Here is a 24,850-nt window from a genome sequence, read left to right as displayed (position 1 = left end):
TTTCCTATGGTCCGAGTAGGAAAATAAAGGCATGAGCATGAGCGCGGTACTGCACCCAGTCGAGCTGCGCCGGGTCTTCGGCGCCTTCCCCAGCGGGGTCACGGCCGTGGCCGCGCTGGTTGACGGCGCGCCGGTCGGGCTCGCCGCGAGCTCGTTCACCTCGGTGTCGCTGGACCCGCCGCTGGTATCGGTCTGCATCGCCCACACGTCGAGCACCTGGCGGGTCCTGCGCCGCGCGGCGCGGCTGGGCGTCAGCGTGCTCGCGGCGGACCAGGAGCGCCTCGGCCGGCAGCTCAGCGCCAGGGGCGTCGACCGGTTCGCCGACGTGACGTGGCGGGCGACGCGCGGCGGCGAGATCCTGCTCGACGGCGCCTGCGCCTGGCTGGACTGCAGCATCGAGCGCGAGATCCCGGCCGGCGACCACGACATCGTCCTGCTGCGCGTCCGTGCCCTCGACGCCGACCGCAGCGTCGCGCCGCTGGTGTTCCACCAGAGCACGTTCGGCCGGCTGCACCGCGCCGCCTGAGGGCGGCGCCGGGCAGCCGGCCGATGCCGGTCGCGCTCAGGCGTCGACGGGCAGTCCCGCCTCGGCCCAGGCGGCGAACCCGCCCTCCACATGCGCAACGTCGGTGAAACCCTGCTCGATGAGCGCCGCGGCGACGGGGCGAGAGCCGTCGACCGATCCGCACACCACCACGACGGATGCCTGCCGGTGCGGCGAGTCCGGCCCGAAGCGCGCCCCGAGGTCGTCGCGGTTGGCGATGAGCGCCCCGGGAATGGTCCCGTCGGCGGCCCGGCGCGGCGCGCTGCGCACGTCCACGAGCACTGCGCCCGCCTCGACGCGGCGGGCCGCCTCGGCCGGCGACACGAGCGGCGGCTCCGGGCGGGGCTCGGGGCCGACCACGGCCGGCCGGCCGGGCAGGGTCGCCCACTGCGACCACGAACCGGGGTAGAGCACGACGTCGTCGACGCCGGCCAGCCGCAGCGCGGCGATCTGGTGCGCGGCCGTCACGCCGGAGCCGCAGTAGACGCCGACGGGGCGGCCGGGCGTGACACCGAGTGCGGCGAAGCGTTCGGCGAGCTCGGCCGGGTCGCGGAAGGTGCCCTCGGCGGTGAGATTCTCCGTGGTCGGGGCGCTGAGTGCGCCGGGAATGTGGCCCGGGCGCGGGTCGATGCTGTTGGGCTCGCCGCGGTACCGCTCGGCGGCCCTCGCGTCCAGCAGAACCCCGCCGTCCGCGAGCAGCCGGGCGACCTCGTCCGGGCCCGCCGACGGCAGCCCGCCGGCGGTGAGCACCACGTCGCCCGGTTCCCGCTGCTCCTCGCCGGTCGCGATCGGGTGTCCGGCGGCCCGCCACGCGGCCAGGCCGCCGTCGAGCAGCCGGACGTCAGCGACGCCGGCCCAGCGCAGCAGCCACCACGCCCGGGCGGCGGCGAGGTTGCCGTTGTCGTCGTAGGCGACGACGGTGTCGCCTACGTTGATGCCCCAGCGACGGGCGGCGGCCTGCAGATCGGTCACGTCGGGCAGTGGGTGGCGGCCGAGCCCGTCGGCCGGTGGGGCGGCCAGCTCGGTGTCGAGGTCGGCGTAGGCGGCGCCGGGGATGTGGCCGTCGAGGTACTGCGCGTGGCCGGTCGGGTCGCCCAGGCGCCAGCGCACGTCGAGCAGTCGCACATCGCCCCGGGCGGGGTCGGCGAGCTCGGCGACGGTGATGAGGACGGGTCCGGGGGGCTGGGTCATGTCAGATGGCCTTTCCTGGATTGAGGATGCCAGCGGGGTCGAAGACCGCTTTGACGCGCCGCTGCAGCGCGAGCACGTCCGGCCCGAGCTCTCGCTCGAGCCAGGCGCGTTTGAGCAGGCCGACGCCGTGCTCGGCGCTGACCGTGCCGCCGAGGGCGAGGGCGAGGGCGAAGATGTCGTCGGCCGCGCGACGGGCGGCCGGCGGGATGGCGCCCGGCGCCGTGCCCGGGCCGAGCAGGATGATCGGGTGGAGGTTGCCGTCGCCGGCGTGGGCGAACACGAAGACGTCGGTGCCGGTGGCGGCCGCGATCGCGTGCACGCCGTCGACCGCGTCGGCGAGCCGGGACCGCGGCACGGCGATGTCCTCGATGAGCGCCCGGCCCTTCGCCTCGATCGCCGGCAGCGCGTCGCGCCGGGCCGCGGACAGCGCCGCCGCGGTGCCGGCGTCCTCGGTCGTCTCCACCGACCGCGCGGTGCGGCCGAGCACGGCGGCGACGGCCGCGATCTCCTCGCCGGCGCCGAAGCCGTCGGCCTGCACGAGCAGCAGCGCGGCGCCCCGGCCGGCATGGCCGGTGCCGCGCAGCTCGTCGATGGCGGCCAGGGTCTTGCCGTCGACGAGTTCCAGCACCGCCGGGCGCAGGCCGGCGGCGCCCAACGCGGTCGCGGCGCCCGCGGCGGCGGCGACCGAGGCGAAGTAGGCCACCGCGGTGGTCACCCGCGTCGGGCGAGGCAGCAGCCGCAGTGTCGCGCCGACGACCACGCCGAGCGTGCCCTCCGACCCGACGACCAGGCCGGCCAGGTCGAGGCCGACGACGCCCTTGACGGTGTCGCGGCCCAGGCGCAGCAGGGTGCCGTCGGCCAGCACGACGTCGAGGGCGAGGACGCTGTCGCGGGTGACGCCGTACTTGGCACCACGCAGGCCGCCGGCATTGGTGGCGATGTTGCCGCCCACGGTGCAGATGGCGACGCTGCCCGGGTCGGGGGCGTACATCAGGCCGTGCTCGGCGGCGGCCCGGTCCAGCTCGGCGGTGACCACGCCGGGCTCGACGCGGGCGATCCCGTCGACCGGGTCGATGCCGAGGATGCGATCGAGCCCGGACACGTCGAGCACGATCGCCTCCGGGCCGGCGACCGCGCCGCCGGCCAGCCCGGTGCCGGCGCCGCGGGTGACGACCGGCGTGCCGGTGCGGCTGGCCTCGGCCAGGGTGCGCTGGACGTCGGCGACGGTCCGGGCCCGCACGACCGCCCGCGGCGGCCCGTCCGGCGCCCAGCCGGACCGATCGGTGAAGAGCGCCGCCGGGCTAGACAACGGCGTTCACCGTCGCCGCCAGCAGCTCACCCACGTGGTGGGTCCCGGGCGGCGCGCCGGCGACCGCCTGCGCCCCGAGCAGCCGCTGCAGCCGCTCGTTGACCGGCGTCGGCACGCCGGTACGCCGCCCCAGCCGCACGATCTCGCCGTTGAGATGGTCGACCTCGCTCGACGTGCCGCGGGCGAAGCTCTGCCAGGTCGACAGCCTTCCCGGCACGTGGCCGGGGACGGGCGCGAAGCTGAGGTCGGCTCCGGCGCGCAGGGCCTCCGCCGGGGCCGGGGTGATCCCGGCGGCCGCGTACGCCGCCTCGGCCTCGGCGACGAGCAGCTCGCCGGCCCGGTCCTTCTCCTCCGCGGTACCGTCGAGCAGGTCGAGGCCGTTGCGGACGTTGCCCAGCAGCTTGCGGGCCTTCCAGGCGGAGATGTCGGGCACGCCGTGAGCGGCGAACCCGGCCGCGGCGAGATCCCGGGCGAAGCGCTGCTGGGCCGGGTCGGGCTGGTCCGGGTAGCGGCCGAGCCACACGGCACCGACGACCGGGTGCGACGGGTTGACCACCTCTCCCGGGACCAGATAGCTGGCGGCGACGGCGACGGTACCGCCGTACACCCGGCAGAACCGCCGCAGCGCCGCCTCCTCCGTGGCCAGGCCGTTCTGCAGGGTCAGCACCGGCAGGTCCGTGCCGAGCCGCGCCGGCCCGCCGGCGGGGTCGGCGACCGGCTGCCACGCCCACTCGGCCAGGGCGGCGTCCGCGTCCTGGGCTTTGGTCGCCAGCACGAGCACGTCGGCGGTGGACAGGCGCACCTCCCCGGGGCCGCCGGCGACCGGCACCGCCACGACGTCGTCGCCGTGCGGGCGACGGATCCGCAGCCCGCCGGCCCGGATCGCGGCGAGCTGCGTGCCGCGGGCGACGAGCACAGTGTCGATGCCGGCCAGGTGCAGCTGCGCGGCCAGCAGCCCGCCGACCGCGCCGGCGCCGATCACCACGTACCGGCTCACGCGACCGTCACCGCGCTGCGGCGGGCCAGCTCCTGACGGACCAGCGGGATGACGTACCGCCCGTAGTCGATGGCGTCGTCGAGATTGTCGTAGCCGCGGATCGAGATGAGCTCGGCGCCGAGGTCGATGTAGTCGAGGATGGCCGCGGCGACCGTCTCGTAGCTGCCGACCAGCGCCGTGGAGGCGCCGGCCGCACCGGTCGCCGTCGCCGTGGGCGTCCACAGCGCCCGGTCGTGCACGTCCTGGCGCTTGGCGATCGCCAGCAGCCGCTGGGAGCCGACGTTCGCCGGCGCCTCGCCCCCGCCCCACCGCTGCTTGGTCGACCACAGCCCCGCCCCGGCCCGCCCCTGCAGGATCTGCAGGATCCGTTCGGCCTTCTCCCAGGCCAGCGCGTCGGTGGCGGCGACGATCGGGCGGAAGGTGACCCAGATCCGCGGGGTGTCGGCGCGGCCGGCCCGGCGGGCCTCGGCCGCGACCCGGTCCATCTGCTCCTTGGTGTCGGCGAGGGGCTCGCCCCACAGGCCGAAGATGTCGCCGAGCGCGCCGCCCACCCGGTAGGCGTCGTCGGACGAGCCACCGACGGAGATCGGGATGGTGCCGTGCACCGGGCGCACCACCGAGACGAAGTTCTCGAACGAGTAGTACTTCCCCGCGTGGTCGAAGGGCTCGGTGGAGCTCCACACCCTGCGCAGAATCCGGATGTACTCCTCCTCGCGCTCGTAGCGCTCGCTCTTGCTCAACCGGTCGCCCTCCCGGGCCTGCTCGGCGTCGCTGCCGCCGGCGATGAAGTGCACGACCGCGCGCCCGCCGGACAGCTGGTCGAGGGTGACCAGCGCCTTCGCGGCGACGGTCGGGTACATCGTGTTGGGCCGCAGCGCGACGATGGGCCGCAGCCGCTCGGTGACCTGGGTGAGCGCCACGGCGACACCGAACGGGTCGTGGAACGAGGAGTTGTAGGGCACCAGGGTGTAGTCGAAGCCGCCGTCCTCGAGCACGCGGGCGTAGCGGCGCAGGAAGCCGACGTCGATGGCCGGGTCGCCGCGGCCGTTGACCTCGTTGCTGGCATTGACGTTGATGGCACTGATGAACTCGACCGGCATGCCAAAAGCCTATTAAACTGATGGGAATTCATCCAATGCGGTTTACGGCTCGGCACCGATCGGCGGCGACGATCGGTGCCGAGCTTCAGGCCACGCTGCGCAGGTGCGCGCGGGTCGCGAAGAACTCCTCAATGACCCCGCACGCCATGCGCTCCAGTTCCGGGTCGATGCCCCGCCGGGCGGCGACCTGCAGCCCGACCGTGCCGACCTCCGGCAGCTGCCGCAGCGCGGTCAGGCCCGCGGGCGCGCGCCCGGTGCTGGGTAGCAGCGCCACGCCGAGGCCGGCCCGGACCGCGGCCACCACCCCGTCGAGGCTGGTCGACTCGGCGATGATGTCCGTCGGCTCGCCGGCCGACTCGAGGGCCCGCAACGCCCGGCGCCGCAGGCCGCACGGCTCCTCGAACGCCACGACCGGCCACGACGCCCGATCCCGGGGCGGCACGAACTGCGGCGCGGCATACCAGTACAACGGCAGCTCGGCCACCTGCGCGCCGGACGGCTCGGCGCCGTCGAGGACGACGGCGAGGTCGAGTGCGCCGCGGGCGACCACCTGGGCCAGCTGCGTCGAGCGGTCGATACGGAACCGCACGGACCGGCCCGGAAACCCGTGCCGCATCACGTCCAGCAACTGCGGCAGCACCTGATCGGCCGCGTGCTCGGTGCAGCCGACCAGGATCACCCGCTCAGCGGCGACCTCCAGGCGGCGCAGCGACTCGTCGTGCACGGCCAGGATCCGCCGCGCCTCGACCAGCAGCGCCTCCCCCTGCACGGTGAACCGCACCCCGCGGCCGGCCCGCTCGACCAGCGGCTCCTTGAGCCGCCGCTCGAGCAACCGGACGTGCTGGCTCACTGTCGACTGGCTCACGCGCAGCACCGCCGCGGCCCGGTGGAACCCGCCGCATTCGGCGATCGTCACCAGGGTCTTCAGGTGGACGAGGTCGAGAGGGTCGGGCATGGCGCTCATTCTCCTGGCACTATTGCTGGTAAATCGACGGGCACAGTATGTTTTTGCGATGATCGTGGTCGCGCTGCTGTTCGCCGGCGCCCTGGGAGCACTCCTGCTGCACCGCGAAGCGGCCTTCTGGGTACTGGCCGGACTCTCGATCGCGTGGCAGCTGGTCCTACTGGAGCGGGACCGGCGGCGCGACTGAGCACGGCCAGGCCACGCCGGCGACGACCCGCCCCATCGACCGCACCGCAACCGCCCACAACATGCCAGCAGCGTAGCAAGTACTCTATCATTCCGATAGGATTTGCGGCCGGACGGGACCTCGATGACGAGCGACCTGACCTGATGGCGGGTCGGAGGCCGCCGCCCGGCGACGGCCTCCGGCGGTGGTCTCAGCGCGGGTGGTACAGATACGGCCAGGCGCGGCGGAAGCGCCGCTCGACAACGGCGCCGACCTCGTCCAGCAGCGGCGCCGGTAGCCCGTCACGGGCCAGCACCCGCAGCGCGAGGTCGAGCAGCGGCGGCGCGGTCGCGGCGATGACCGCGTCCGTCAGGCCGTAGCGGGCCGCCTCGATCCACCGGCCGGCGGCGGGCGCGGCCAGGTCGCGCGCGGCGTCGACGGTCGGGCCGTCGCCCAGCAGGGCGGCGAGCACGGCGACCGGGACGAACCAGTCGCCGCCGGGCTGGGCGTCCAGGTAGCGCACCTGCAGCCGGCCCTGCGGGCGGACCAGCGGGAAGAGCGTGCCGAGGTGGTAGTCGAGGTCGTCGTACGTCGGGCGGCTGCCCAGCGCCCCGCCGATCCAGTCGGCGAAGGTGATGCCCGGCGGGACGGCCCAGCTGATGCCCGGGCGGCGCACGCACAGCAGCGGGGCGCGCAGCGCGTAGCGGGCCCAGGCGGCGGCCGGGTCCGGGCCTGTCGGCACGGTCCCGGCGCGGGCGGGGTCGATGCCGTACCAGGTGCGCATGCGGGCCGACGCCCAGCCCGTGTCGCGGCCGGCGAACACGGGCGAGTTGGCGAACACGGCCAGCAGGGTCGGGCCGAGTTCGTGCGCGGCCGCCCAGCGGGCCGCCAGCTGCGCGGGCGGGCCGGCGTCGAGGACGGGGCGCAGGCCGGCGGTGCTGCACATCATGGCGCGGCCGTCGCCGCTGCGCCGGGCGAAGAAGGCGGCCATCGCGTGGTACCGCCGCGACGACACCAGCCGTCGCGGCGCGCGGTGCGGGTCGATGCCGGCGCCGGCGATGCGCAGGTCGGCGGCGGCGAGCAGGTCGCCGAGCCGGTCGAGGTCGGCGTTGACGGCGGCATGCAGCCGGGCGAGGGACGGCTGCGGCCGCGCGGCGAGGCTGATCTGCCCGCCCGGGCCGAAGGAGACGCCGCCGTCGTGAGGCAGCGGGGCGAGGGCGGCGGTGACCGCCTCGAGGTCGATGGGCCGGGTGGGGTGGCCCGGATGGTGGAGGATGTGCTCGACTTCGACGCCGATGGAGGCGGGTGGGCCGGTCTTGAAGCAGATCGACGCGATGTAGCCCTCCGCGTCCTCGATCCGCCCGATCTCGGCACCCGCGTCGATCGCGTGTGCTAAGGGCTGCATGCGACGGATGCTACGCCCACCGCCATCGATCCAGCACCATCTGTACTTCCGGCAGCACGCTGGGTAAAATCGCCCAGTCCGCCGAGGAGGCCGGCCAGGATCCGCGGCCCGTCGAGCGTCAGCACCGACTCCGGATGGAACTGCATCGACGCGAAGTGCGCACCGCGCAGCGCGTGCACCTCGCCGGTGGCCGGGTCCCGGGCGACCGCGACGCCGCGATGCTCGTCCTCGTCGCTGTAGGCGGCGAAGGTGTTGTAGAAGCCGACGCGCTCCTCCCGGCCGAAGAGGTCCACGGCGCGCTGCAGGCCCTGGTTGGGCACCGGGCGACGGGCCACCCGCAGCCCCAGCGCCCCGGCGAGGACCTGATGGCTCAGGCACACCGCCAGGAACGGCCGTCCGGCGGCGAGCAGCTCGTCGATCAGGCCGCGCAGCCGGGCGATCTTCGGGTGCCCGCCCGCGCGCGGGTCGCCCGGGCCGGGGCCGAGCACGACGAGATCGTGCGCGCCGACGGCCGGCGGGGTCGCGTGCGGCACGACGTCGACGGTCAGCCCGAGCGCGCGCAGCTGCAGGGCCAGCATGGCCGTGAACGTGTCCTCCGCGTCGACGACGACGGCGGTGCGCCGGGCCGGCGCCGGGTGCGCGGCTGCCGCCCGCTCGCCGCCGGTCAGCCAGAAGCGGGCCAGGCCGGCGTTGCGACCGGCGAGCGCGCCGCGGACCCGCCGATGCTCGGCCAGGCCGGGTCGCGGGGCCGGGCGGTGCGGGGCGGCGGCAGCCGCGGACGGGGCGCCGGCCAGCGCGGCGAGCAGCGCGGCCGCCTTGGCGTCGGTCTCGGCCTCCTCGGCCCGCGGGTCGGAGTGGCGTACCAGGGTGGCCCCCACGTCGATGTTCACCCGGCCGTCGGCGGCGATGTCGGCGGTGCGGATGACGATCGCCGAGTCGAGCTCGCCGGGCCCGACGAGGGCGGCGATGCCGCTGTAGTAGCCGCGGCCACGCCGCTCGTGCCGGGCGATCACGCGGCAGGCGTTCTCCACCGGGCTGCCGGTGACGGTCGGCGCGAACAGGGTCTCGCGCAGGATGTCGCGCGGGTCGAGGGCCGTGCGGCCGCGGATGAAGTACTCGGTGTGCGCCAGCCGGGCCATCTGCCGCAGGTACGGGCCGTCGACCCGGCCGCCGTCCGGGCAGATGCGGGCCATCATCTTGAGCTCCTCGTCCAGCACCATGGCCAGCTCCTCGCGCTCCTTGCGATCGGCGAGGAAGTCCAGCACGCCGGGCAGGGTCGGGCCGGCGGGGCCGTACCGGTACGTGCCGCTGATCGGGTTCATGACCGCCTCCCCGTCGCGGACGCTGATGTGCCGCTCCGGCGTGGCCCCGACCAGGGTCCGCTCCCCGGTGTGGACGAGGAAGGTCCAGTAGGCGCCCGACTCGTCCAGCAGCAGCCGCCGGAAACAGGCCAGGGCGTGGGCGAGCCGGTAGTCGTCGATCACGGCGCGGAAGGTACGCCGGATGACGAAGTTGGCCCCCTCGCCGGCACCGATCTCCTCGGCGACGACCCGGCGGACCGTCTCGTCGTAGCGTTCGCCGTCGAAACCGGCGCCCGACAGCGGTACCGCCACATCCGGCAGCAGCGCGGTCGCGAGCGGCACGGGGAGCACGGACCGGCTGGCCACGCGCATCGCGAGCAGCCCCGCGCCGTCCTCGACGCAGGCGTACCCACGCTCGGCGACCTGCCGGAACGGCACCAGGACGAGCGCGGTCCGGTCGACCGGCACCTCCGCGAGGGTGTCCACGGTGGACATCGGGCCGGCGATCACCTCCACACCGTCCACGGTGGACGGCCGGTGCAGCAGCGCGAACGGCTCCATCACACACCCGCCCGGGCGAACAGGTCCGCGGCCAGGGTGACCACCGCACACCGGCGGGCCGCGTAGGCGACGGTCAGGCGATGGTCCTCGGCGCTGAAGTCGCCCACCGCGTCGGCGACCAGAAAGGGCTGGATGTCATGGCTGAACGCGTCGATGAGGGTGGCCAGGATGCCGACATGGGCGTAGACGCCGCACACGACGAGCTGATCGCGGCCGGCGGCGCGCATCCGGGCCAGCAGGTCGGAGCGGAAGAAGGCGCTGTAGCGCCACTTGGTGAGCCGCCAGTCGTACGGCGCCGGGGCGAGCGGCTCCACGACCTCGCGGTCGGCGGGGTCGACCCGCATGCCGGGGCCCCAGAAGTCGGCGAGGAGGCCACGCTGGGACGGGGTCATGCCGCCGGGCTGGGCGGTGTAGGCGACCGGCACGCCGGCGGCGGCAGCGTTGGCGCGCAGCGTCGCCGCGTTGGCCACCAGCCGCTCCCGCAGCCCGGGGGCGAACGGGCGCAGGAAGTACCGCTGCATGTCGTGCACCAGCAGGACCGTGCGCCGCGGCTCGGGCCGCCAGGTGGCGACGTTGGCGGGCAGGTCCGCCGCGGCGGGCAGCGGGTAGTCCGGGATGTGGGCAAGGCTCATCGGTTTCTCCTAGACGCCGAGCGCGGCGCCGCCGTCGACGGTCAGGGCGTGCATGGTGATGTGCCCGGCCCGGTCGGACAGCAGGAACACCACCGCCTCGGCCACGTCCTGCGGGCTGGCCAGCTTGCGCAGCGGGATGCCGACCCGGTAGGCGTCGAGCCGGCCGTCGATGGTGGCCCGGCGGGCCGCGTCGTCGGCCCACATGCCGTGCAGCATCGGCGTGTCGGTCGAGCCGGGCGCCACGAGGTTGCACCGGATGCCGTGCCCGGCCACCTCGAGGCCGAGGCACTTGGTGAACATGGTCGCGGCGGCCTTCGACGCGGCGTAGGCGGCCATGCCCTGCCGGGGCGTGTCGGCCGCGTTGGAGGCGACCGTCACGATCGCGCCCCGCCCGCGCGGCACCATCCGGCTGACCACGGCTCGCGAGACGTGGAACACGCCGGTGGTGTTGACGGCGAAGGTCGCCTGCCAGTCCTCGTCGGTGAGCCGGGCGGCGTCGGCCAGGCGCAGCACGCCGGCCGCGTTGACCAGGTGGTCGATCGGGCCGTGGCGCTCCTCGACGGCGTCCACGGCCGCCTCGACCTCGGCGCGGCGGGTGACGTCGGCCGGCAGCGCCAGCACGCCCAGCCCCTCGGCGCCGAGCTTCCCGGCCAGCTCGTGCAGCCGGTCCGCGTCGCGGTCCACGGCCGCGACCAGTGCGCCCTGGACGGCCAGGGCCCGCACCACGGCGGCGCCGATGCCGCCGGCCGCCCCGGTCACGAGTGCGATCTTGTCGTGCATACCGACCTCCTCAGCCACGCCATGCCGCGATCACCGACATGGCCTGTTCCGGGTTGAGCCGCGGGTCGCACAGGCTCGTGTACTTGTCGCCGACCCGCTCGACGTGCCCCGCGTCCGCGGCGCACTCGGTCACGTCGTCGGGCGAGGTCTCCAGGTGCAGGCCGCCGGCGACCCCGCCGGAGCCACGGACCGCGCACTGGAAGGCGCGGACCTCCCGCACCACGGTGTCCAGCAGCCGTGTCTTCAGGCCCTGGGCGGTGGTGACGGTGTTGCCGTGCATCGGGTCGACCAGCCACACCACCGGGTGGCCGGCGGCCCGCACGGCCTCGACGAGGACGGGCAGGCGGTCGGCCACGGCGGCCGCGCCGAGCCGGGCGATGAGCGCGAGCCGGCCCGGCTCGCGCCGCGGGTCGAGCCGCCCGCACAGCGCGACCAGGTCGGCGGCGCTCGTCGACGGGCCGACCTTGCACGCGACCGGATTGACGACGGCGGCCAGCAGCGCGACGTGGGCGCCGTCGAGCGCGCGGGTGCGCTCGCCGATCCACGGCCAGTGCGTCGACGTGAGCAGCCACCGGCCGGTCGCCGTGCGCCGCAGCTGGGGCAGCTCGTAGTCCAGCAGGAGCGCCTCGTGGCTGGTCCAGGTGGTCGGCACGGCCCGGCGCGGACCGAGCCAGCCGAGGTGGGTGAGCACCTCGCGCGCGGTGCGGTGACCGGCGACCAGCCGGGCCGGGTCCGGGCGGCGCGACTGCGGGTCGGGCTCCGGGGCGTTGACGAGGTGCCCGCGGTACACCGGAAGCTCCTGCCCGCCGACGAGCTCGACAGGCCGGGTGCGCGGCTTGGCGAGCTGGCCGGCCATCCGCCCCACCCGCAGCACCGGCCGGCGGGTCTCCTGCTGCAGGGCGCCGGCCAGCATGTCGATGAGGCCGGCCTTGCGGGTGACGTCGCCGTAGGAGCACTCGGCCGGGTCCTCCGCGCAGTCGCCGGCCTGCACCACCGCCGCCTCGCCGCCCGCCACCCGGGCCAGGTGGGCCCGCAGCGCGAACACGTCGGCGGCGCGGACGAGGGGCGGCTGCTGCGCCAGGTGCGTCCGGGCGGCGGCGAGCCCGGCCGGGTCGCCCCAGTCGGGCTGCTGGGCGGCCGGGCAGGCGCGCACCGCCGCGGCGAGGTCCTCAGCCATCGCGCAGGCCGGCGGCGAGGGCCGCGGCGATCGCCACGGACCGGCGGGCCTGGAACTCGGCGGCGGCGAGGTTGTCGTCGCCGACGTTGCCGGGGCGGTTGCGCGAGACGTTGCTCGCGCCGTAGGGGTTGCCGTTGTCCGGCCGGAAGAGCACCGGGTCGGTGGAGCCGGTGGACACGATGACCGCGCCCCAGTGGCAGAACGCGTTGTGCAGGGCCAGGATGGCGCTCACCTGGCCGCCGTGCGGGGCCGAGCCGGAGGCGAACGCACCGGCGACCTTGCCCGACAGCCGGCCGGCGATCGACAGGGCCGCGGTGGTGTCGATGAAGTGCAGCACCTGCGGCGCTGGCGAGCCGAAGCGCACCGGCGTGCCCAGCAGCACGGCGTCGGCCCACTCGAGGTCGTCCAACGTGGCCGGCGGCACCTGGGCGGTGGTCTCCGTGTGCCGCCGCCAGGCCTCGCGGTCGGTGACCGGCGGCTCGTCGACCAGCTCCGGGATGCGGTGCAGCCGCACGTCCGCGCCGGCCTTGACCGCGGCGTCCGCGGCGGCCTCCGCGAGCCGGAACACATTGCCCGTCGAGGAGTAGTAGAGGACTGCGACGTTGGTCATGGCGCCCATCGTCGGGCCGCGCCGACCGGCGGCTCAATTCCTACCCGTCGAGTATGTCAAGTGCGGCGCCGATGAGGGCCGCCGCCACCGCTTCCGGCCCCAGGACGGTTGCGGCAGCACCTAGGCAGCCGGCGGTGCGCCCGGGCACGGTGGCGTTGCGACCCCGTACCAGAGGGAGGACCGATGGCCCATGACGCCGCCTTGACCGAGCCCTACGAGGCGTTGTGCACCGCGCTGTTCGCCGGCCTGCCGCGCAAGGACCAGCGGCGCCGGGGCGCCGAGTACGTCCACGGCCTGCTGCACACCCCCGGCCGCAAGTCGATCCGCAACATCGCCGGGCACGCCAACGAGCAGCGGCTGCACCACTTCGTCAGCGACTCCACGTGGGACTGGACCCCGGTACGGCGCGCGCTTCGCCAGCACCTGCTGCGGGTCGCACCGCCGCAGGCGTGGGTGATCCGCCCGCTCGTCGTGGCCAAGTCCCGCCGCGCCCGGCCCGCCGTCGGGGTGTGGGCGGCGGCCCCCGGCCTGGCGGTGCCGGTCGGCTGGCGACTGCACCGGCCGGGCGACTGCCTCGGCGACGCCTACCTGGAGCTGTTCGACGGCCACCACGACCGGCCCGTCGTCGTGGACGCCCGCGGCGCCGACGCGACGCGGCTCGTCCGGCGGCTGCGGGCGGCCGGCGCGCCGGTGCTCGCCCGCATCGACCCGGACACGCCGGTGCGAGCCGGCGCGCGCACGCCCGGGCACGGTGAGCGGCCAGTGCCCGCGGCCCGGCTCTTCGGTGCCGGTGGCGGGCCGGTCGCCGTCTGCCCGGCCCGGCTGGCCGGCCCCGGGCGGGAGGACGAGCTGACACTGCTGGGCGTCCGCGCGCGGGGACCGTGGCCGGACGAGGTGTGGCTCACCGACCTCACCGGGCACCCGCCCGCGCACCTCGTGCGGCTGCGCCGCCTCGTCGACCAGGTCGACGCCGACCTGGCGGCGATCGGCGACCGCGTCGGGCTGCGCGACTACTCCGGCCGCTCCTACGCCGGCTGGCACCGCCACGTGACCCTCGCGTCCGCGGCGCACGCCCTCGTCGCCCTGCGCCAAGCCGGCTGAAGAAGGGAACCGCCCGTGCTCACCGTGCACGACACCACCACCGGGCCGCCCGTCGCCATTCTGGGCACCGGCATAGGCCTGCCCGACCAGATCATCGGCAACGAGGCCGTGGCCGGGCCGGCCGGCGTCACGCCCGAATGGGTCCTCCGCCGTACCGGCATCCACACCCGCCGCTGGGCCAAGCCCGACCAGGCCACCTCGGACCTCGCCGTCGCCGCGGCCCGGGCGGCCCTGGCCGACGCGGGCCTGCGCGCCGCCGACCTGAGCGTGGTGCTGGTCGCCACCTCCACGCCCGACTCGCCGCAGCCGCCGACCGCCTGCCTCGTCGCCGACGAGCTCGGCGCCCCGCCCGGCACCGCGGCGTTCGACGTCAACGCGGTGTGCAGCGGCTTCGTCTTCGCCCTCGTCACCGCCGAGCGGCTGCTGCGGGCGGGCGGCGGCCACGCGCTCGTCGTCGGCGCCGACGTCTACTCCCGCATCCTCGACCCGGCCGACCGGCGCACCGCGGTGCTCTTCGGCGACGGCGCCGGCGCGGTGGTCCTCGGCCCGGGCGCGCGGCCCTCGCTGGCCGCCGCCCGCCTCGCCACCTACCCCGAGGCGCACGGGCTCATCCGGGTGCCGGCCGGCGGCAGCCGCATCCCCGCCTCCGCCGACTCGCTCGACGCCGGGCTGCACCACTTCGCCATGGAGGGCCGCGCCGTGCGCGACTTCGTGCTCGACGTCGTCGCCCCGGCCATCCGCGCGTTCCTCCGCGACTGCGGGGTCGGGCCGGCCGGCCTCGCCGCGTTCGTGCCGCACCAGGCCAACCCGAACCTCGTCGCCGACCTCGCCGCGGCCGTCGGCGTGCCGGCCGGGCGCACCGCCACCGGCGGCGGCGAGCACGGCAACACCGGCGCCGCCGCGGTGCCGATCGCACTGCACGACGCCCGGGCCGCGCTGCGCCCCGGCGACCTGGTGCTGCTGGCCGGCTTCGGCGGCGGCATGGCGGCCGGGTTCGCGCTGCTGCGCTGGCCCGGCCCCGACCGACTGGAGCGTTCCGATCGACATCGATGAGTACCTGCACCGCATCGGCGCCGCCCGCCCGGCCCGCCCCGACCTCGAAGGCCTGCGGCACCTGCAGGAGCGCCACGTCCTGACCGTGCCGTTCGAGAACCTGTCGTACCACCTCGACGAGGACGTCCACCTCGGCGGCGCGGTCGTGGACAAGATCGTCCGGCAGCGCCGCGGCGGGGGCTGCTACGAGACCAATCCCGCTTTCGGGCTGCTGCTCGCCGCGCTGGGGTACCGCGTCGAGATCCTCCCCGGCCGGGTGTTCCGCCCCGACGGGCTCGGACCGCCCTTCTGCCACCTCGCGCTGCGCGTCACCGTCGGCGGCGTGCCGTGGCTGGTCGACACCGGCTTCGGCCGCAACAGCCGCCACCCGCTGCGGCTGGACACCGCCGAGGCCCAGCCCGACCCGCACGGCACCTACCACGTGCGCGACGGCGAGGTGTCCCGCAACGGCCGGCCGCTGTACCGCGTCGAACCCCACCCGGCCGAGCTCGACGACTTCCGCCCGACGCTGTGGTGGTGGCGCACCTGCCCGGACTCGCCGTTCCTGCAGGAGGTCTTCTGCTCCCTGCCCACCGCCGACGGGCGGGCCACCCTCAAGGGCCGCCGGCTCACGGTCGACGGCAGCACCACCGAGCTCACCGACGACGCGGCCGTGTTCGCCGCCTACCGCAAGCACTTCGGCATCGACCTCGACCGGCTGCCGCGCGACCCGCTCGCCGTCGCCGCCGGCGTCATCCTCGACTGAACCTCTGGAGTCTCCCGTGACAAGCATCCTCGACCTGCCCCACGACGCGGCCGTCGACCCGGACGAATATCTTCGCGCCGCGCTGCGCTGGCACTTCTCCCCCGCCACCGGCTCGCCGTTCTGGCTGGAGCGGGCCCCGGCGCTGGGCTTCGACCCGATCGCCGACATCGCCGGATTCGACGACCTCGCGCGCTTCCCGAACCTCGCCAACGACCTTCGCGCCGCGCGGGTCGAGGACCTGATCCCCCGCGGCTACGGCCCGCACCCCGACGTCGTCGGCGTCTTCGACAGCGGCGGCACCACCGGCGCCCCGAAGCGCGTGGTGCTGCTGCGCGACTGGCTGCAACGGCTGCTGGCCTGGAGCAGCGCCCAGCTCGACCGCCACGGCGTGCCGCAGGGCGTCAACTGGCTCTCCGCCGTGCCCTCCGGCCCGCACATGGTCGGCCCCGTCATCGCACACCAGACCGCCCTGCGCGGCGGCCTCACCTTCGCCGTCGACCTCGACCCGCGCTGGGTCAAGCGGCTCGTCGCCGAGGGCAACGCCACCGAGGCGGCCGCCTACGGCGAGCACATCGTCGACCAGATCGGCCACGTGCTGCACAGCCAGGACGTCGGGGTACTGATGATCACACCCCCGGTCCTGGAGCGCCTGGCCCGCCGCGAGGAGCTGGTGAAGCTCGTCAACGACAAGGTGCGCGCCATCAACTGGGTCGGCACCCAGATGGACCCGGACACCCGCCACCTGTACCGCACCGAGATCTTCCCCGGCATCGCCCTCTACAGCGGCTACGGCAGCACCATGATCCTCGGCAACGCCAGCGAACGGCCGGGCCTGACCGACGACGACCCGTGCGTGTACGACCCGTTCTCCCCGCACATGAGCTTCCACGTCGTCGACCCGGAGACCTCCCAACCGGTCCCCTACGGCGAACGCGGCCAGGTCGTCATGCACCACGTGAGCAAGAGCCTCTTCCTGCCCAACAACCTCGAGCGCGACACCGCCGTGCGGGTGCCCGGCCCCGATGGGCAGATCGGCGACTCGGTGGCCGACGTGGCTCCCGTCGCCACGTTCGACAACGAGGCCGTCATCGAGGGGGTGTACTGAATGATCTCCCTCGACGCCCTCGGCCCACGCGGCCCGCTGCGCTCCCGCCGCCGCCTGCCGGTCACCGACGTCACCGGCGCCGAAGCGATCGACCTGAGCCTCGTCCCGCGCCTGTTCGCCGCCCGGGCCATGGACGCCCTGCGGGCCGCGCGGCCGTTGCCGTACGAGCGGCGCATCGAGGCCCTCGCCGCGGCCGCGCACCACTTCCGCGACGACCGCATCGCCGGGCTGTCCTTCGACGAGTACGAGCGGACCGTCGCGCGGGTCTCCGGCGTGCCGCTGGCCGTGGTGCAGGACGCCACCGCGGCGATCGCCGCCTCGGCGGAGCTGGCCGGCGAGACCACCCCGCTGCCCCGCCCGCTGGGCGCCGCCGCCGACTGGCGCGACCCCGGCACCCGCCGGGGCAGCGCGGTGTGGACCCGCCGCGGCGAGACCTTCGCGGTGCACGCGGCCGGTAACCACCCCGGCCCGCACGGCCTGTGGCTGGAGGCGCTGGCCCTGGGCTACCGGGTGGCGGTCCGCCCGTCCCGCCGCGAGCCGCTGACCCCGCACCGGCTCATCACCGCCCTGCGCGCGGCCGGCTTCGGCGACGACCACGTCGTGCTGCTCCCGACCGACCATGACGCCGCCGGCGAGCTGCTGCAAGGCGCCGACCTGGGCCTGGTGTACGGCGGCGACGAGGTGGTCGAGCGCTATGCCGGCTCGGCGGTACTGCCACAGGGCCCCGGCCGCGCGAAGATCCTGCTGACCGCGGCCGCCGACTGGCGCGAGTACCTCGACACGATCGTCGACTCGGTCGCCGGGCAGGCCGGGGTCGCCTGCATCAACGCCACCGCGGTGCTCGTCGAGGGCGACCCGGCCCCCTTGGCCGAGGCGCTGGCCGAACGCCTGGCCGCCCTGCCCAGCCTCCCGCCCGAGCACCCGAAAGCCGTCCTGCCGGTCCAGCCCCTGGCCGCGGCCCGCGCGCTGGAGTCCTCGCTGCTGGCCCGCGCGGAGGGCACCCGCGCCTGGCTGGGCGCCGGCGGCATCGCCGACGACCTGGGCGACGGCAGCGCCGCCCTGCGTCCGGCGGTCTTCCAGGCCGACCGTCCGACCGCACCGCAGCTGCGCCTCGAGCTGCCGTTCCCGTGCGTGTGGCTGGCCCCGTGGAGCCCGTCGGACGGCCTGCCCCCGCTGCGCGACACGCTGGTGCTCACGGCCATCGGCGCCGGCGACGACCTGATCGACGCCCTGCTGAACGAACCGAGCATCAGCAATGTCTACGTCGGCGCCCACCCGACCCACTGGCTGCGCCCGGGCGTCCCCCACGACGGCTTCCTCGGCGAGTTCCTGATGCGCACCAAGACCGTCATCCGGTGAACGGTCATCCTGTGAGCTCGCCCGGGTCATGCAGCTGTTCTCCGGGGGCTCCCGCCGCCTGTCGTCGCGGCCGGCGCGACCATCCGGTCGTCAGCCGGCAGGGCGGTCGCTGATCCAGCGGGCAGCGAGCAACCCGGACGCTGCGGTGAGCGCGGTGGCCGCGACGACGGTGGCGTTGAGGCCGAGGGCGTCGGCGAGGACGCCGGCGACGAGCGCGCCGGCGGCGTAGCCGATGTCGCGCCAGAACCGGTACGTGCCCAGGGCGTTGGCCCGCCAGACCGGGTGGGCATGGTCGGAGACCGAGGCGATCAGGGCCGGGTAGACCATGGCGGTGCCGAGGCCGAGCATGACCGCGGACAGCACACCGGCCAGGAGTGGGCGGTCGAGCAGGGCGAGGGCGGCGACGAACCCGGAGGCTTGGACGAGCATGCCGGTGATGATGAGGGGCTTACGGCCGACGCGGTCGGCGAGGTGGCCGGTGGGGATCTGGCCGAGACCCCACAGCAGCGGGTAGAGCCCCTTGATGAGGCCGACGGCGGCGAGGCCGAGGCCGTGGTCGGTGAACAGCAGCGGGAAGACGCCCCAGGTCAGGCCGTCGTTGAGGTTGTTGACCAGGCCGGCCTGGCAGGCGCCGCGCAGCGACCGGTGCCCCCACGACGTCCGCGCGAACGTCGCCGCGAGCCCGGGAGGCTGGGCGGCGGCGGTGCTGGGCTTGGGGTGCTGGGCGAGTTCGAGGGCGACATGGGCGGCGGTGTCGCGGACCACGATGGACAGCAGCAGGCCGGCGACGACGAAGACGACGCCGATGAGCTCGGGAGCCGGACGGAGCCCGTACCGGGTGGCGAGGTAGCCGGTGAGCAGGGCGGTGCCGCCGACCGCGGCGTAGCCGGCGGCCTCGTTCAGGCCGGTCGCCAGGCCGCGGCGGGCCGGGCCGACGAGGTCGATCTTCATGTTGACGGTCATCGACCAGGTCAGGCCCTGGTTGACGCCGAGCAGGACGTTCGCGGCGACGATCCACCCCCACGCCGGCGCGTAGGCGAGGGCGAACGGGACCGGCAAGCCGAGTAGCCAACCGGCGAGGAGCAACTGCTTGCGGCGGAACCGGCCGATCAGCGCGCCGGCGGCAAGGTTCGTCAGGGCCTTGGTGACGCCGAAGGCGATGATGAACGCGAACACGGCCAGGTCGCTGGCCAGCCCGAACGTCTCGGCGCCGATGAGCGGCACCGTGGTGCGCTCCAGGCCGACGAGACCACCGACGCAGACGTTGGTGACGACGAGCAGGGTGAACTGCGCCCAGTTCTCCCGCAACCCCAGCCGCACCGGCCGGGCGGCCGCGACGGCGGCGCCGGTCATCGCGGGTCCCCGTCGACGAGGCGCAGCCCGTGCGCGGCGGCGTACTCGGTCGGGCCGCCGTCGAGTACCGTCACGTCGGTGCGGCCGGCGCGTTCCAGGATGCTGGCGGCGGTCATCGCGCGCTCGCCGTGCCCGCACGCCACCACCAGGCCCTTGGCCGCCTCGAGCGCGTGGCCGGCGAGGGCGCCGAGTTCGACGTTGACCGCGCCCGGCACATGCCCGGCGCCGAACTCGGCGCGCTGCCGCACGTCCAGGTATCGCCCGGGTGTCGTCTGAGCGGCGGGCACGAACGGCGTCGTGCGGCGCTGGTGTCCGGCGGCCAGCCAGGCGTCCATGCCGCCGGCAAGGTGCCCGGCAAGCCGCTCGTAACCGACCTTGGCCGCCTGCCAGACAAGGTCTTCGAGGTCCTGGCCGGGATTGACGATCACGGCGATCGGTGCGTCGTCGGGAACCAGCCAGCCCAGCCAGGTGGCGAACTGCGCGCGCAGCGGGATCGACAGCGCGCCGGGGACGTGCCCGGTGGCGAAGTCCGCCGCGGGGCGCGCGTCGACAACCCAACCGCCGCAGGCGAGCAGCGCCCGCACCGCCCCAGGATCGAGGGCGGGCAGCGGCGGGGCGCCGGCCAAGACGGACGGGCCGCGCCGGTTGCGCTCGGCGAGCCGGTCGAAGTAGGCCGGGTAGGTGCCGAGGCTCGCGAGCAGCCGCCGGACGAAGGTGTCCTCGTCGCCGGCGGCGAGGAGCGGGTTGGCGGCCTTCTCAGCGCCGATCGTGGTGGTGCGCTCGGTGCCGGGCGGGGCGGAGCAGAACGACCCGGCCCCGTGCGTCGGCCACACCGCGGTCGCGTCCGGCAGCCCGGTGAGCCGCCGCAGCGACCAGTACTGTGCCCGGGCCAGCTCCTCGGTGCGGCCGGCGCCGAGCAGGTCGGTGCGGGCGGCCGACCCGACGATGAGTGACCCGCCGGTGAACACCCCGAGCTCCCGGTCGCCGTCGAGGAGCAGATAGGCGAGGTGCTCGTCGGTGTGGCCGGGGGTGGCGAGCGCCCGCAGCCGGAGCCCGCCCAGGTCGACCTCGTCGCCGTCGCCGACCCCCCGGTGCGGGAACGACCGCCCGCCCGCGGTCGCGGCGAGGACCACGGCGTCCTGGTCGTGGCCGAGCTGGACGGCGCCGGAGACGAAGTCGGCGTGCAGGTGGGTGTCGGCCGCGTACCTCACGGTCAGCCCGCGCCGCCCGGCGGCGGCGTGCAGGGCGCGCAGGTCCCGGCAAGGATCCACGGCGAGGGCGCGGCCGTCGCCGAGGTCGACAAGGTAGGCGCTGTTGCCCAGCCCCTCGTCGACGAGCGGGATCAGATGGTCTTCGGCGAACCCCACGACGCCCTCCAACTTCGGTCGCTGGCGTTGTCCCCGCCAATGTCATACACTATTCCATGGATTTATGGAGGATGCCATGTCGGTGCACGACCCAGCCGCGAAGGCGGCGCTGTACGAGGCGTTCGCAGCCAGTGGGAAGGCATTGTCGAGCGGCAAGCGCCTGGAGCTGCTCGACGTGCTCGCCCAGGGCGAGCGGACCGTCGACGCCCTCGCCAAGGCGACCGGCCTGAACCTGACCACGGCGTCGGCGCACCTGCAGACGCTGAGGCAGGCCGGGTTCGTCGCGACCCGGCGCGACGGCGTGCGGATCTTCTACCGTCTCGCCGGCGACGACGTCGCGCAGTTGTTCGCCTTGCTGCGCCGGGTCGCCGACCGGCACCAGACCGCGGTGCCACCGGCCCGGGAGGCCTACCTCGGCTTCGACGGTGCGCAGGAGATCACCCGCGCCGAGCTGCTGGCCCGCGCCGAGGCCGGCGGGCTGCTCATCCTCGACGTCCGGCCCATCGACGAATACCTGGCCGGGCACGTCCCCGGCGCGGTGTGCATCCCGGTCGACGAGCTCGCCGAGCGGATCGGCGAGCTGCCTGAAGACGCCGAGATCGTCGTGTACTGCCGCGGCGAGTACTGCGTCTTCGCGTACGACGCCGTGCGGTTGCTCACCGAGCGGGGGCGGCAGGCGATCCGGCTCAACGACGGCATGCTCGAATGGCGCCTCGCCGACCTGCCGGTCACCGCCGGACAGGAGCCGTGACCGGCGGCCTGCCGTCGCGTCCCGGCCTCGCCGGCGGGCCGGTCTACCTGGACTCGGTCGGCCTCGAAGACCCGGCCGGGCCTCGTTGCGCTCCAACCTCCGAGCCTCTGCACCGGCCGGCCCGGACGACTCTCGCCAAGGCCGGCCGGACGGCGCGCGCCACGCGAACGAAAGAGACCGCCATGACCCACGTCGCGTTACCGGAACCCACCACCGGCACCATCGTGCGGGCCGTGACGCAGCGCCGGATCCTGACCGTCCTGGTCTGCTCGCAGATCCTCAGCGGCGCAGGCCTGGCCGCCGGCGTCACCGTCGGGGCCCTCCTCGCCCAGAACATGCTCGGCACCACGAGCCTCGCCGGGCTGCCCTCGGCGCTGTTCACCGCCGGCTCAGCGCTCGCCGCCGTCGCGGTCGGGCGGCTGTCCAACGCCCGCGGCCGCCGCCCCGGCCTCGCAGCCGGGTACCTCACCGGCGCCCTCGGCAGCATCGGGGTCATCGCCGCCGCCGCGCTCGGCAACCCGGTCCTGCTCTTCGCCGCCCTGTTCGTCTACGGCGCCGGCACCGCCACCAACCTGCAGGCCCGCTACGCCGGCGCCGACCTCGCCGACCCGGCCCGCCGGGCCCGGGCCATCGCCACCGTCCTGGTCGCCACCACCCTCGGCGGCGTCGTCGGCCCCAACCTCGCCGCCCCCACCGGAGCTCTCGCCGAGCGGCTGGGCCTACCCCCGCTCACCGGCCTGTTCCTGCTCTCCGGCGCCGCCTACGCCCTCGCCGCCGTCGTCCTGGCCGTATGGCTGCGCCCCGACCCGCTGCTGCTCGCCCGCGCCGAGGCCGCCGCAACGACCGCCACCACGAATGCCACCGACTCCCCCGCAGGGCCCGGGCCGGGCCTGCGGCTCGGCGTCCTCGTTATGGTCCTCACCCAGCTCGTCATGGTCGCGATCATGACGATGACTCCGGTCCACCTGCACGCTCACGGCCACGGCACCGCCGCCGCCGGGCTCGTCATAGCCCTGCACATCGCCGCGATGTACCTGCCGTCCCCGCTCACCGGCCGGCTCGTCGACCGCTACGGCGCCCGCCCGCTCGCCGCCGCCTCCGCCGGCACCCTCCTCGCCGCCGGGCTCGTCGCCGCCACCGCCTCCGGCGGCTCCGTTGCCCCGCTCGCCGCCGCGCTCGCACTGCTCGGCATCGGCTGGAACCTCGGCCTCGTCGCCGGCACCACCCTCATCACCGACGCCGTCCCCCTCGCCACCCGTGCCAAGACGCAGGGCGCCGTCGACGTCGCGATCGCCATCGCCGGCACCACCGGCGGCATGGGCTCCGGCCTCGTCGTCGCCGCCGCCGGCTACCCGGCCCTCGCCCTCGCCGGCGGCATCCTCGCCTTGCTCATCCTCCCCGCCGTCGCTGCCGCGGCACGCCGGACATGACCGGCACCGAGCCGCCCGGCCTGACCGTCGACGGCACCGGCCTGCGCTGCGTCGCCCTGCTGCTCCAGCTGCGCAAGGCCATCGCCGGTCTCCCGCCGGGCACCGTCGTCCACGTCATCGCCACCGACCCGGCCGCCCCGCTCGACCTGCCCGCCTGGTGCCACCTCATCGGCCACAGCTACCTCGGCCCGCTGCCCGAGCCCGGCCCGCTCGCCTACGCGTTGCGCATCGGCGGCGAGGCACGCCCCGTCGACGCCTCGCGGCCCTGGCATCTCGCCCCCTGAACCGCACCTGCCCCGCGCGGCAGACGAGACCGGGACGATGGTGCGCGGCGCTCACGCCGGCGGGACGGCCCCGGGATGGCGCCGGCTCCACGCCCGGGCGGCGTCGATGAGCTCGATCAGGCTGTGGCCCAGGGCGGTCAGCTCGTACTCGACGTGTGGCGGGTTCGCCGGGTGATCGTGCCGCTCGACGTACCCGTCGCGCTGCATGTCGCGCAGCGTCTCGGCGAGGACCTTGGCGGTGACGGGGGCGAGCTGCGCGCGCAGGTCGGTGAAGCGGAGCGGGCCGGCGGCCAGGCACAGCACCGCCATGCCGGTCCACTTGCCGCCGACCTGGACGGGAAACGCCGACGTGGGGCAGGCCGGGTGGATCCGCGCCGGACGACCTTGTGCGGTGCTCATGCGGCGGCCCCCGGTTTCGTTGCGGTAACCAGTACCCCGGACGGTACCGTCCGGCGCATGACAGCTCCCATCGCAGTGCTCGGCGCCGGTGGCCGGGCCGGGCGGGCCGTGGTCGCCGAGGCGGTCCGGCGCGGGCAACCGGTCGTCGCGATCGTGCGCGAGCCGGCCCGTCACGACGACCTGCGCGGCCCGGGCGTGACCCTGGCGGCCGGCGACGCGCTCGATCCCGAATCGCTGGCGTCGGCCGCCGCGGGCGCGCGCGGGCTGGTCTGCGCGGTCACCCCCTTCACGGCGCCGCCGGCGTCCTTCGACGGCTTCGACGCCGGCTACTACGGCCGGGTCTTCGCAGCGATCGCTGCGACCGGGGTCGCCCGGACGGTCGTGGTCGGCCTGTTCGCCACCCTGCGCGCACCGGACGGCGGCCTGGTGCTCGACGACCCGGCGTTGTTCCCGGCCGCGCTGCGCCCGTTCGCCCGCGCGCACGCCGACGGCATCGAGCGCCTGCGCGCCACCGGGGGCACCGACTGGCTCGTGCTGAGCCCGCCGCCGGGCCTGAGCCCGGACGCCGAACCGACCGGCCGCTACCTGCTCGCCGAACCGGTCGCCGACGCGCGGCGGTGGGCCCAGCCCCTCGCCCATGCGGACCTGGCCACCGCCGTGCTCGACGAACTGGACCACCCGACGGCCCGGTGCGCACACCTGGCGGTGTACGCGGCCTGACGGCCGCCGCGCGCAGCACCTCGCCGGACAGGTCGCCCCGAGCCGGCCGGCGTCCGGGCACGCCATGAGTGCGCGGCAGACTCGGCAGCGGTGCCCGGGACCGCGGTCGCGGGCGGGCGGCGGAAGTTCGTCGCCACCAGGATCGTCAGGAACCATGCCGACCGCCGTCGATTGACCTCGCCACGTCCGAGGGCGGACGTCGCGCGGCGCGGTGCGTTAGGATGTGCGTGGTAGAGCGCCTGCCTGCGCCACGAATGGCTGCCCACGTCGACCATGTGACGTGGCCAAGGGTCTCCGACTCAGCGCGAAGTCTCCGCTGCGGTACGTGTGTGCCGTCCGTCGGGCGGGTGACGTGGGCGCCCGCTGAGGGGCGTGATGGGCATGTTCGAGCGGTTCACCGACCGAGCACGACGGGTTGTCGTCCTGGCACAGGAAGAAGCCCGGAT

The 24,850-nt window shown here is 75.4% G+C and carries 25 protein-coding genes and 1 pseudogene; 11 read left to right on the top strand and 15 right to left on the bottom strand.

The genetic code is table 11. The features are described from left to right. Positions 1 to 31 precede the first annotated feature (31 nt). Positions 32 to 526 carry a flavin reductase family protein gene (locus tag ABD352_RS54600; RefSeq protein WP_344620607.1) on the top strand — a complete coding sequence of 165 codons (495 nt, stop codon included), beginning with the start codon at positions 32 to 34 and terminating at the stop codon, positions 524 to 526. A gap of 36 nt (positions 527 to 562) precedes the next feature. Here ABD352_RS54600 and ABD352_RS57985 read toward each other — a convergent pair whose 3' ends face one another. The 6 genes and pseudogenes from ABD352_RS57985 to ABD352_RS54575 form a co-directional block, all read right to left on the bottom strand. Continuing rightward, entirely contained in the window at positions 563 to 868 is a 306-nt protein-coding gene (locus ABD352_RS57985) for a rhodanese-like domain-containing protein (RefSeq protein WP_425553995.1), read from the bottom strand. Between the two features lie 6 nt (positions 869 to 874). Beyond that, positions 875 to 1,735 (bottom strand): annotated as a pseudogene (locus ABD352_RS54595) (sulfurtransferase); the annotation flags it as partial. A 1-nt stretch (position 1,736) separates the two neighbouring features. After that, on the bottom strand, positions 1,737 to 3,044 hold the full coding sequence (locus ABD352_RS54590; RefSeq protein ID WP_344620605.1) for an FAD-binding oxidoreductase: 1,308 nt from the start codon (positions 3,042 to 3,044) through the stop codon (positions 1,737 to 1,739). After that, positions 3,037 to 4,041 (bottom strand): ketopantoate reductase family protein, encoded by a 1,005-nt coding sequence (locus tag ABD352_RS54585; protein ID WP_344620604.1) that lies wholly within the window; start codon positions 4,039 to 4,041, stop codon positions 3,037 to 3,039. Before ABD352_RS54585 ends, ABD352_RS54590 begins: the two co-directional genes overlap by 8 nt. Next, a complete protein-coding gene (locus ABD352_RS54580; protein ID WP_344620603.1) occupies positions 4,038 to 5,141 on the bottom strand; it encodes an LLM class flavin-dependent oxidoreductase in 1,104 nt (367 codons plus the stop codon). Before ABD352_RS54580 ends, ABD352_RS54585 begins: the two co-directional genes overlap by 4 nt. 85 nt (positions 5,142 to 5,226) lie before the next feature. Further along, complete coding sequence (locus ABD352_RS54575; protein WP_344620602.1) at positions 5,227 to 6,096, bottom strand: LysR family transcriptional regulator; 870 nt, start codon at positions 6,094 to 6,096, stop codon at positions 5,227 to 5,229. A 58-nt stretch (positions 6,097 to 6,154) separates the two neighbouring features. On the opposite strand from ABD352_RS54575, the gene ABD352_RS54570 reads away from it, so the two are divergent. Continuing rightward, positions 6,155 to 6,292 carry a hypothetical protein gene (locus ABD352_RS54570; RefSeq protein WP_344620601.1) on the top strand — a complete coding sequence of 46 codons (138 nt, stop codon included), beginning with the start codon at positions 6,155 to 6,157 and terminating at the stop codon, positions 6,290 to 6,292. A 190-nt stretch (positions 6,293 to 6,482) separates the two neighbouring features. Here ABD352_RS54570 and ABD352_RS54565 read toward each other — a convergent pair whose 3' ends face one another. Genes ABD352_RS54565 through ABD352_RS54540 form a run of 6 tightly spaced genes read right to left on the bottom strand, consistent with a single transcriptional unit; the run spans position 6,483 to position 12,737 of the window. Beyond that, positions 6,483 to 7,676 (bottom strand): glutamate-cysteine ligase family protein, encoded by a 1,194-nt coding sequence (locus ABD352_RS54565; RefSeq protein WP_344620600.1) that lies wholly within the window; start codon positions 7,674 to 7,676, stop codon positions 6,483 to 6,485. Further along, positions 7,664 to 9,538, bottom strand: coding sequence for an anthranilate synthase family protein (locus ABD352_RS54560; protein WP_344620599.1), 1,875 nt, complete (start codon positions 9,536 to 9,538; stop codon positions 7,664 to 7,666). Before ABD352_RS54560 ends, ABD352_RS54565 begins: the two co-directional genes overlap by 13 nt. Continuing rightward, positions 9,538 to 10,170, bottom strand: coding sequence for an isochorismatase family protein (locus ABD352_RS54555; RefSeq protein ID WP_344620598.1), 633 nt, complete (start codon positions 10,168 to 10,170; stop codon positions 9,538 to 9,540). The genes ABD352_RS54560 and ABD352_RS54555 overlap by 1 nt, the downstream gene beginning before the upstream one ends. Before the next feature lie 9 nt (positions 10,171 to 10,179). Next, a complete protein-coding gene (locus ABD352_RS54550; protein WP_344620597.1) occupies positions 10,180 to 10,950 on the bottom strand; it encodes a 2,3-dihydro-2,3-dihydroxybenzoate dehydrogenase in 771 nt (256 codons plus the stop codon). A gap of 10 nt (positions 10,951 to 10,960) precedes the next feature. Next, on the bottom strand, positions 10,961 to 12,127 hold the full coding sequence (locus tag ABD352_RS54545; protein WP_344620596.1) for a 3-deoxy-7-phosphoheptulonate synthase: 1,167 nt from the start codon (positions 12,125 to 12,127) through the stop codon (positions 10,961 to 10,963). Next, positions 12,120 to 12,737 (bottom strand): NAD(P)H-dependent oxidoreductase, encoded by a 618-nt coding sequence (locus ABD352_RS54540; RefSeq protein WP_344620595.1) that lies wholly within the window; start codon positions 12,735 to 12,737, stop codon positions 12,120 to 12,122. The genes ABD352_RS54545 and ABD352_RS54540 overlap by 8 nt, the downstream gene beginning before the upstream one ends. A 183-nt stretch (positions 12,738 to 12,920) precedes the next feature. On the opposite strand from ABD352_RS54540, the gene ABD352_RS54535 reads away from it, so the two are divergent. The 5 genes from ABD352_RS54535 to ABD352_RS54515 are packed head-to-tail and all read left to right on the top strand — an operon-like array spanning position 12,921 to position 18,100. Then, on the top strand, positions 12,921 to 13,838 hold the full coding sequence (locus ABD352_RS54535; protein ID WP_344620594.1) for a transposase: 918 nt from the start codon (positions 12,921 to 12,923) through the stop codon (positions 13,836 to 13,838). 15 nt (positions 13,839 to 13,853) lie between these two features. Next, the gene (locus ABD352_RS54530; RefSeq protein WP_344620593.1) at positions 13,854 to 14,891 is read left to right on the top strand and encodes a 3-oxoacyl-ACP synthase III family protein; all 1,038 of its coding nucleotides are present in this window, start codon (positions 13,854 to 13,856) and stop codon (positions 14,889 to 14,891) included. After that, positions 14,878 to 15,636 (top strand): arylamine N-acetyltransferase family protein, encoded by a 759-nt coding sequence (locus tag ABD352_RS54525; protein ID WP_344620634.1) that lies wholly within the window; start codon positions 14,878 to 14,880, stop codon positions 15,634 to 15,636. Before ABD352_RS54530 ends, ABD352_RS54525 begins: the two co-directional genes overlap by 14 nt. Positions 15,637 to 15,652: 16 nt before the next feature. Further along, on the top strand, positions 15,653 to 16,741 hold the full coding sequence (locus tag ABD352_RS54520) for an AMP-binding protein (RefSeq protein ID WP_344620592.1): 1,089 nt from the start codon (positions 15,653 to 15,655) through the stop codon (positions 16,739 to 16,741). Continuing rightward, positions 16,742 to 18,100, top strand: a complete 1,359-nt coding sequence (locus ABD352_RS54515; protein ID WP_344620591.1) for an aldehyde dehydrogenase family protein — start codon at positions 16,742 to 16,744, stop codon at positions 18,098 to 18,100. It begins immediately after the preceding gene. Positions 18,101 to 18,190: 90 nt separating this feature from the next. Here ABD352_RS54515 and ABD352_RS54510 read toward each other — a convergent pair whose 3' ends face one another. Both ABD352_RS54510 and ABD352_RS54505 read right to left on the bottom strand, forming a co-directional pair. Beyond that, complete coding sequence (locus ABD352_RS54510; protein ID WP_344620590.1) at positions 18,191 to 19,453, bottom strand: MFS transporter; 1,263 nt, start codon at positions 19,451 to 19,453, stop codon at positions 18,191 to 18,193. Beyond that, positions 19,450 to 20,820: an MBL fold metallo-hydrolase gene (locus tag ABD352_RS54505; RefSeq protein ID WP_344620589.1), complete on the bottom strand. Its 1,371-nt coding sequence runs from the start codon at positions 20,818 to 20,820 to the stop codon at positions 19,450 to 19,452. The genes ABD352_RS54510 and ABD352_RS54505 overlap by 4 nt, the downstream gene beginning before the upstream one ends. 76 nt (positions 20,821 to 20,896) lie before the next feature. Between ABD352_RS54505 and ABD352_RS54500 the strand changes: the two genes are divergently transcribed. From ABD352_RS54500 to ABD352_RS54490, 3 genes are all read left to right on the top strand, one after another. Next, the gene (locus ABD352_RS54500; protein ID WP_344620588.1) at positions 20,897 to 21,571 is read left to right on the top strand and encodes an ArsR/SmtB family transcription factor; all 675 of its coding nucleotides are present in this window, start codon (positions 20,897 to 20,899) and stop codon (positions 21,569 to 21,571) included. Positions 21,572 to 21,753: 182 nt separating this feature from the next. Beyond that, positions 21,754 to 23,001, top strand: a complete 1,248-nt coding sequence (locus ABD352_RS54495) for an MFS transporter (RefSeq protein ID WP_344620587.1) — start codon at positions 21,754 to 21,756, stop codon at positions 22,999 to 23,001. Further along, on the top strand, positions 22,998 to 23,285 hold the full coding sequence (locus ABD352_RS54490) for a sulfurtransferase TusA family protein (RefSeq protein ID WP_344620586.1): 288 nt from the start codon (positions 22,998 to 23,000) through the stop codon (positions 23,283 to 23,285). Before ABD352_RS54495 ends, ABD352_RS54490 begins: the two co-directional genes overlap by 4 nt. A gap of 51 nt (positions 23,286 to 23,336) precedes the next feature. On the opposite strand, the gene ABD352_RS54485 is transcribed toward ABD352_RS54490, so the two are convergent. Further along, positions 23,337 to 23,684 carry a winged helix-turn-helix transcriptional regulator gene (locus ABD352_RS54485; RefSeq protein WP_344620585.1) on the bottom strand — a complete coding sequence of 116 codons (348 nt, stop codon included), beginning with the start codon at positions 23,682 to 23,684 and terminating at the stop codon, positions 23,337 to 23,339. A gap of 57 nt (positions 23,685 to 23,741) precedes the next feature. Between ABD352_RS54485 and ABD352_RS54480 the strand changes: the two genes are divergently transcribed. Next, positions 23,742 to 24,404: an NAD(P)-dependent oxidoreductase gene (locus ABD352_RS54480; RefSeq protein ID WP_344620584.1), complete on the top strand. Its 663-nt coding sequence runs from the start codon at positions 23,742 to 23,744 to the stop codon at positions 24,402 to 24,404. Positions 24,405 to 24,850: the final 446 nt, after the last annotated feature.

It is taken from the genome of Dactylosporangium salmoneum (assembly GCF_039532525.1).
GTDB classification, from domain to species: Bacteria; Actinomycetota; Actinomycetes; order Mycobacteriales; family Micromonosporaceae; genus Dactylosporangium; species Dactylosporangium salmoneum.
The sequence above is the reverse complement of the archived record's forward strand: the minus strand, read 5'-3'. Positions and strand labels throughout refer to the sequence as shown.

Bases quoted from the DNA above. Each gene is read 5' to 3' on its own strand.
- ABD352_RS54490 (WP_344620586.1), top strand. From the start codon at position 22,998: ATGACCGGCACCGAGCCGCCCGGCCTGACCGTCGACGGCACCGGCCTG.
- ABD352_RS54480 (WP_344620584.1), top strand. From the start codon at position 23,742: ATGACAGCTCCCATCGCAGTGCTCGGCGCCGGTGGCCGGGCCGGGCGG.
- ABD352_RS54485 (WP_344620585.1), bottom strand. From the start codon at position 23,684: ATGAGCACCGCACAAGGTCGTCCGGCGCGGATCCACCCGGCCTGCCCC.
- ABD352_RS54580 (WP_344620603.1), bottom strand. From the start codon at position 5,141: ATGCCGGTCGAGTTCATCAGTGCCATCAACGTCAATGCCAGCAACGAG.
- ABD352_RS54555 (WP_344620598.1), bottom strand. From the start codon at position 10,170: ATGAGCCTTGCCCACATCCCGGACTACCCGCTGCCCGCCGCGGCGGAC.
- ABD352_RS54575 (WP_344620602.1), bottom strand. From the start codon at position 6,096: ATGCCCGACCCTCTCGACCTCGTCCACCTGAAGACCCTGGTGACGATC.
- ABD352_RS54500 (WP_344620588.1), top strand. From the start codon at position 20,897: ATGTCGGTGCACGACCCAGCCGCGAAGGCGGCGCTGTACGAGGCGTTC.
- ABD352_RS54515 (WP_344620591.1), top strand. From the start codon at position 16,742: ATGATCTCCCTCGACGCCCTCGGCCCACGCGGCCCGCTGCGCTCCCGC.
- ABD352_RS54565 (WP_344620600.1), bottom strand. From the start codon at position 7,676: ATGCAGCCCTTAGCACACGCGATCGACGCGGGTGCCGAGATCGGGCGG.
- ABD352_RS54550 (WP_344620597.1), bottom strand. From the start codon at position 10,950: ATGCACGACAAGATCGCACTCGTGACCGGGGCGGCCGGCGGCATCGGC.
- ABD352_RS54545 (WP_344620596.1), bottom strand. From the start codon at position 12,127: ATGGCTGAGGACCTCGCCGCGGCGGTGCGCGCCTGCCCGGCCGCCCAG.
- ABD352_RS54510 (WP_344620590.1), bottom strand. From the start codon at position 19,453: ATGACCGGCGCCGCCGTCGCGGCCGCCCGGCCGGTGCGGCTGGGGTTG.
- ABD352_RS54600 (WP_344620607.1), top strand. From the start codon at position 32: ATGAGCATGAGCGCGGTACTGCACCCAGTCGAGCTGCGCCGGGTCTTC.
- ABD352_RS54540 (WP_344620595.1), bottom strand. From the start codon at position 12,737: ATGACCAACGTCGCAGTCCTCTACTACTCCTCGACGGGCAATGTGTTC.
- ABD352_RS54535 (WP_344620594.1), top strand. From the start codon at position 12,921: ATGGCCCATGACGCCGCCTTGACCGAGCCCTACGAGGCGTTGTGCACC.
- ABD352_RS54570 (WP_344620601.1), top strand. From the start codon at position 6,155: ATGATCGTGGTCGCGCTGCTGTTCGCCGGCGCCCTGGGAGCACTCCTG.
- ABD352_RS54495 (WP_344620587.1), top strand. From the start codon at position 21,754: ATGACCCACGTCGCGTTACCGGAACCCACCACCGGCACCATCGTGCGG.
- ABD352_RS54560 (WP_344620599.1), bottom strand. From the start codon at position 9,538: ATGGAGCCGTTCGCGCTGCTGCACCGGCCGTCCACCGTGGACGGTGTG.